We start from the raw sequence: 5,125 nt of genomic DNA on the forward strand, positions 1-5,125 counted from the left end.
CAGGTGCTCGGCCGTGATCGCGAAGCCGTCGGGCAGCTCGCCGCGCCCGCCGCCAGCGGTGCCGTGCGCGGGTCCGATCACCCGCCCTACGTCGAGCAGCACTCCGCGCCCGCACATCGGCCTGGCCAGCTGCTCGATGCCGGTCACCAAGTCGCCGTCGGAGGTGACGGTCCGCGCCGCGTCCCGGCCGTTCCACGCCTTGCCGTGGTCGAAGATGTGCCCGAGCCCGTCCCACTGCGTCGAGCACTGCAGCGGCATGGCGATCACGTCGTCGGCGCCGCCAATGCCGTGCGGGAACCCCTGGTTGCCGAGGGCCGCGTCGGTCCCGGTGCCCAGCATGGTGTGCACCGGGTTGGTCCGCCGCCGCCAGCCGCGCTGCGGCCCGTCCATGTCGAAACGCTGGGACAGCGAGAAGCTGGCTCCGCGCCGCACCAGGCCGGCGGCGGCCCGGCGCAGCCCGTCGGTGATGAAGTTAGCCGTGCCGAGCACGTCGTCGGCGCCCCACCGGCCCCAGTTGGAGTACGCCCGTACCGCGCGTGCGATCTCCGCTTCCGGGTCCGACCGGTCAAGCAACTCCGGCGACGCGGCAGGCGGGCTCGCCTGATCTGACTGCATGGGTTGCGACGACTTCGCCACAGGACCACCTCCCGCCCTTCGGTGTGACCACTGTGGACCGGACAGCGAGATTTATGAAATCGATTCTTCTGATGATGCTAATCCACGAGGCGGATACCATCGTGTCCGTGAATCTCGCCGGACTCGACATGAACCTCGTAGTAGCGCTGCGTGCTCTGCTGACCGAGCGCAATGTGACCAGGGCAGGGGAGCGGATCGGACTCAGTCAGCCTGCGATGAGCGCCGCACTCGGCCGGCTGCGCCGCCACTTCGGTGACGATCTGCTGGCCAGGAAGGGCAGTGGTTATGAGCTGACCGCCCTGGGCAAGGTGCTGCTCGACCGGACCCAGGTCGCCTGCGAAATGCTCGACCTAGTCTTCGGCAGCCAACCGCGCTTCGACCCCGCGCGCGAGCACCGCGAGTTCACCCTCCTCGCCTCCGACTACGCAGTCGTGGTAATCGGGGACCGGCTGGCCCGTGAGCTCAGCGCTCAGGCTCCTCAGGTGAGGATCACCTTCCGCCAGGTGCCCGCCACGATCATCGACGACCCGGCCGCGCAGCTATCCACCGTCGACGGCCTGTTCATGCCGCACGGGATCATCAGCGGCCTGCCCGCCGTCGAACTGTTCCGCGACCGCTGGGTGTGCGCGGTCGCCGAGGACAATCCTGAAGTGGGCGAGTCGATCACCCTCGAGCAGCTTGCCGCCCTGCCCTGGGCGACCTATCAGCGGGTCTACGACGCTCCGGTCAACCGGCAGCTATCGCTGCTCGGCATTGAGCCCCGTGTCCAGGTCTCAGTCGACAGCTTCCAGTTGCTGCCCGCCTTGGTCGCCGGGACTCGCCGGGTCGCGATGATCCAGGCCCTGCTCGCCGCACGTCTCGGACTCGGTCCCGGCAGCGGCATCCGGTTGCTCGACTGCCCTTTCGATGCGGTCCCGGTACAAGAGGCCCTCTGGTGGCACCCAGTCCACACCCACGACGCTGGCCACCTCTGGCTCCGGGAGAGCCTCGCCGCGATCGGGACCCGCATCGCAGCTGGTCCCCGACGATGACTCCCCGGACTCCGCCGTGATCGCGTTGCCTCATCAGCCAGATCAGCCAGCGGGGGACCGCCACACTTCAGCGCGGGCATGCGTGGCGCGCAGGCTGGCCCGGTCCGCTGCGGACGTCACCGGCCTTCAGGCGAGGCGCTTGCCGGTTGCATCATGGCCTTTGACGGGAACCCTCGACTGACCCCGGCCGGATACGGTCAGAAGTCCGCGGACCCGCTGGCAAAACTCGTTCTTCAAGCCGGCTTGCCGTTCTGTCCGGAGCACGCCACATCGTTTGGTCAGGCCCGGACTTCTGCGTGCTTCTTCCATGGCAGCCGTGGGGTTTCCGGAGCCCGCACCAGTCGAACAACTGCCGCGGTCAGGGCCGGTCGTCGGGCAGCGTCGGCGCGCCGTGGCTGGGGATGCCGGTCACTGAGGTGCCTGTGCGGGCATGGCGGCGGGCCGCGGCTGGTCGTCGGGGTCGATGGCGCGGATGATGCGCCGGCTGATCTCGCGCAGCTGCCGGGACTGGGCCTTGGTGAGCGGGTCGAAGACCAGGCGGCGGACCTCCTGGACATGGCCGGGCGCGGCCTGGGTCACCTTCGCCTGGCCCTGGCCGGTCAGGGTCGCCAGGGTGTAGCGGCCGTCGGCCGGATCGGGGGTGCGGCGCACCCAGCCGCGCTGTTCCAGCCGCGCGACGACCTGGGACAGGCGCGGCAGCGAGCCCCCAGCCCACATTGCGAGTTCGCTCATCCGCAGGGTGCGGTCCGGCGCTTCCGACAGCAGGGCCAGCACCTCGTACTCGAAGTGGCTGATCCCGGCGTCGCGGCGCAGCTGCGCATCGAGCGCGGTCGGCAGCCTGAACAGCGCCTTGGCCAGAGCGCGCCAGGCCTGGCTTTCCTCGGCGTCGAGCCAGTGGGGCTCCTGCGGGTCCATGAGGACAGTATAACTTAAAAATTGAAGTGATTCAGTACTCTTATGACTTGCACCGTGAAGTGATATCGGATACCGTGAGTTAACGGTTTAAGTCAGTCGAGCGCCCAGCCGACCCATCGGAAGGAAGCAAGCAACCATGACCACCACCGTCAGCCTGAGTTTCGCAGCCCTGACTATCGACGCCGCCGATCCCGCCGCCCTGGCGGACTTCTGGGGGAAGGCCCTCGGCCGCCCAGTCAGCCCGGGCGCGGTCGCCGGGGACACGGCGGTCGACGTCACCGACCCCGAGGGCGGCCCCCGGATGATTCTCCACAATCCCGCCGGGCCCGCGACGGCCAAGAACAGCGTCCATCCTGTCCTGGTCACCGACCACTACGACGAGGAGATCGAGCGACTGACCGCCCTGGGCGCCAGGGCGCTTAACGAGATCAAGCTCCCGCCTGCGGCGCTTCCCCCTGGCGTAGCGGCGGTCCGCCAGACCACGTTCGCCGACCCGGAGGGCAACGAGTTCGATCTGGTGATATGGCAGCCCGAGTAGTTGCCACGTCCGAGCACTAACTGAGCCCCATCGATGATCTTGGATCGGCGGCTACCTTCGACGGTGACCGTCGATCCAAGGTCATCAAACTGGCCGGAGGAACCAGCTCTGAATTGTCGGTGCTTCCCCCGGCCCGGGTGCGGGGTAAGTGAAATCCGGCCAGGACACGCGGCGGACCGTGTTTCCGGTAGCTGGACGGGCGGGCGGCGCAACTGCTGTCGAACGCGCTCGCACGCTATCCTGACCGGTTCGACTGGCGGTCCGCCCAGGGAATCGCCCACCTGGCCTTCCTTGCCACGATGCCGCTGAACTTCAGTCCCTCAGTGGGGTTGTCACAGGCCGACCGGCACGGCTAGGAATCGCCGAGCCAGCGCGCGCAGGTTGTCCCGGCCGGACAGGAACGGGTAGAACGTGCCCATCGGTCGGCCCGCCACTCGCCATGCCACCCCGCGCCCGAGCGGATGTTCTGTGAGCATGGGGTCACAGATGCTATTGCTTCAGTAGGCATTCCTATCCGGCAGGGAGGAGCTAGGGCACCCTTGACCGGGCATGCGCTGTATTCCTTCTCGACGTGATGCTCTAAGCCTCGATCCACCGGTCAAATAGTGGTGCCTTTCGGGCGTGTTAACGCAAAAGGTGCCCTCTGAGCTGGGAGAATGGAAGTTGCTGACGCTTCCAGTTCCCGGTTCGAGAGGACACCTCGCAAGTGCGATTGTTGCATAGCCTGGCGAAGGCGCACGCATCGTTTGACGACCCGAATCTCGTGTCGCACGCCGGCCTGGTGCCGGTGATGGCGCTCGCCGAGCGCGCCGGCCTGGCGGACCTGGTCGCGGAGCGCGTCACGCCGGGCGGCGAGTGCGGCGTCAACGCGCATCTGAAGGTCCCGTGCCTGGTCGCTGGGATGGCCGCGGGCGCGGATTCGATCGATGACATGGACATGCTGCGGCACGGCGCGATGGACAGGCTGTTCGGCGGGATCCGCGCCCCGTCGACGCTCGGTTCGCACCTGCGCTCCTATACGTGGGGGAACGTCAGCCAGCTAGAGAAAGCGGGCCGGGAGTTCCTCGCGGAGCTGGCCCGGCAGGCGCCGCTGCTGCCCGGCGCGGAAACCCTCGCGTTCATCGATATCGACTCGATGCAGAAGCGGGTCTACGGGCACCGGAAGCAGGGCGCGAAGTTCGGCCACACCAAGATCCAGGGGAAGTCGCTGCTGGTAAGGGGCCTGAACGCGCTGGCCGCGGTGATCAGCACGCCGATCGCGGCGCCGGTGATCGCCTGCACGAGGCTGCGCGGCGGGAACGCCGCCTCCGCGCGCGGCGCGGCCAGCATGGCCGCCCAGGCGATCGGCACCGCGCGGGACTGCGGCTGCGCCGGGACCATCATTGTCCGGATGGACTCGGCGTTCTACAACGCCGCGGTGCTCGGCGCGGTCCGCCGCGGCGGCGCAAGGTTCTCCGTCACCGTTCCCATGAACTCCAGCATCCGCGCCGCCATCGCCGCCATCGGCGAAGACGCCTGGACCGCCATCCGGTACCCGCAAGCGGTCTGGGACGACCAGCTGGACTGCTGGGTCTCCGACGCCGAGGTCGCCGAGACCGGGTACACGGCGTTCGCGTCGAAGAAGGGCCAGGCGGTCACCGCCCGGCTGATCGTCCGCCGGGTCCGCGACCAGAACAAGAAGGCCGCCGAGGGGATGGACGAGCTGTTCCCGGCCTGGCGTTACCACGCCGTGTTCACCGACTCGCCGTTCGGGCTGGTCCAGGCCGAGGGGCAGCACCGCGACCACGCGGTCGTGGAGCAGGTCTTCGCCGACGTCACCAGCGGCCCGCTCGCTCACATGCCCTCAGGCGTCTTCGCCGCGAACGCGGCCTGGCTGTCGATCGCCGCCATGGCGCACAACCTGCTCCGCGCGGTCGGCGCCCTGGCCAGCCTGCCCTTCGCGAAAGCGCGCGGGGCGACGATCCGCCGTGACCTGATCGCGGTCGCCGCCCGCACCGCCCGGCAC

The 5,125-nt window shown here is 68.7% G+C and carries 5 protein-coding genes and 1 pseudogene; 3 read left to right on the plus strand and 3 right to left on the minus strand.

Annotated features, from left to right (window positions below; genetic code table 11):
* Positions 1-636 (minus strand): annotated as a pseudogene (locus tag WA805_RS23050) (hypothetical protein); the annotation flags it as partial.
* Between the two features lie 107 nt (positions 637-743).
* Between WA805_RS23050 and WA805_RS23055 the strand changes: the two are divergent.
* Positions 744-1,667: a LysR family transcriptional regulator gene (locus WA805_RS23055; protein ID WP_424558639.1), complete on the plus strand. Its 924-nt coding sequence runs from the start codon at positions 744-746 to the stop codon at positions 1,665-1,667.
* A gap of 408 nt (positions 1,668-2,075) precedes the next feature.
* On the opposite strand, the gene WA805_RS23060 is transcribed toward WA805_RS23055, so the two are convergent.
* Positions 2,076-2,582: a MarR family winged helix-turn-helix transcriptional regulator gene (locus tag WA805_RS23060; protein WP_422290110.1), complete on the minus strand. Its 507-nt coding sequence runs from the start codon at positions 2,580-2,582 to the stop codon at positions 2,076-2,078.
* Between the two features lie 136 nt (positions 2,583-2,718).
* On the opposite strand from WA805_RS23060, the gene WA805_RS23065 reads away from it, so the two are divergent.
* Positions 2,719-3,120: a VOC family protein gene (locus WA805_RS23065; RefSeq protein ID WP_422290108.1), complete on the plus strand. Its 402-nt coding sequence runs from the start codon at positions 2,719-2,721 to the stop codon at positions 3,118-3,120.
* 332 nt (positions 3,121-3,452) lie between these two features.
* Here WA805_RS23065 and WA805_RS23070 read toward each other — a convergent pair whose 3' ends face one another.
* Positions 3,453-3,596 (minus strand): hypothetical protein, encoded by a 144-nt coding sequence (locus tag WA805_RS23070; RefSeq protein ID WP_422290106.1) that lies wholly within the window; start codon positions 3,594-3,596, stop codon positions 3,453-3,455.
* A 230-nt stretch (positions 3,597-3,826) separates the two neighbouring features.
* Between WA805_RS23070 and WA805_RS23075 the strand changes: the two genes are divergently transcribed.
* On the plus strand, positions 3,827-5,125 hold a 1,299-nt coding region (locus tag WA805_RS23075; RefSeq protein ID WP_425243385.1), incomplete at its 3' end, for an IS1380 family transposase.

It is taken from the genome of Trebonia sp., from assembly GCF_049794275.1.
GTDB lineage: Bacteria > Actinomycetota > Actinomycetes > Streptosporangiales > Streptosporangiaceae > Trebonia.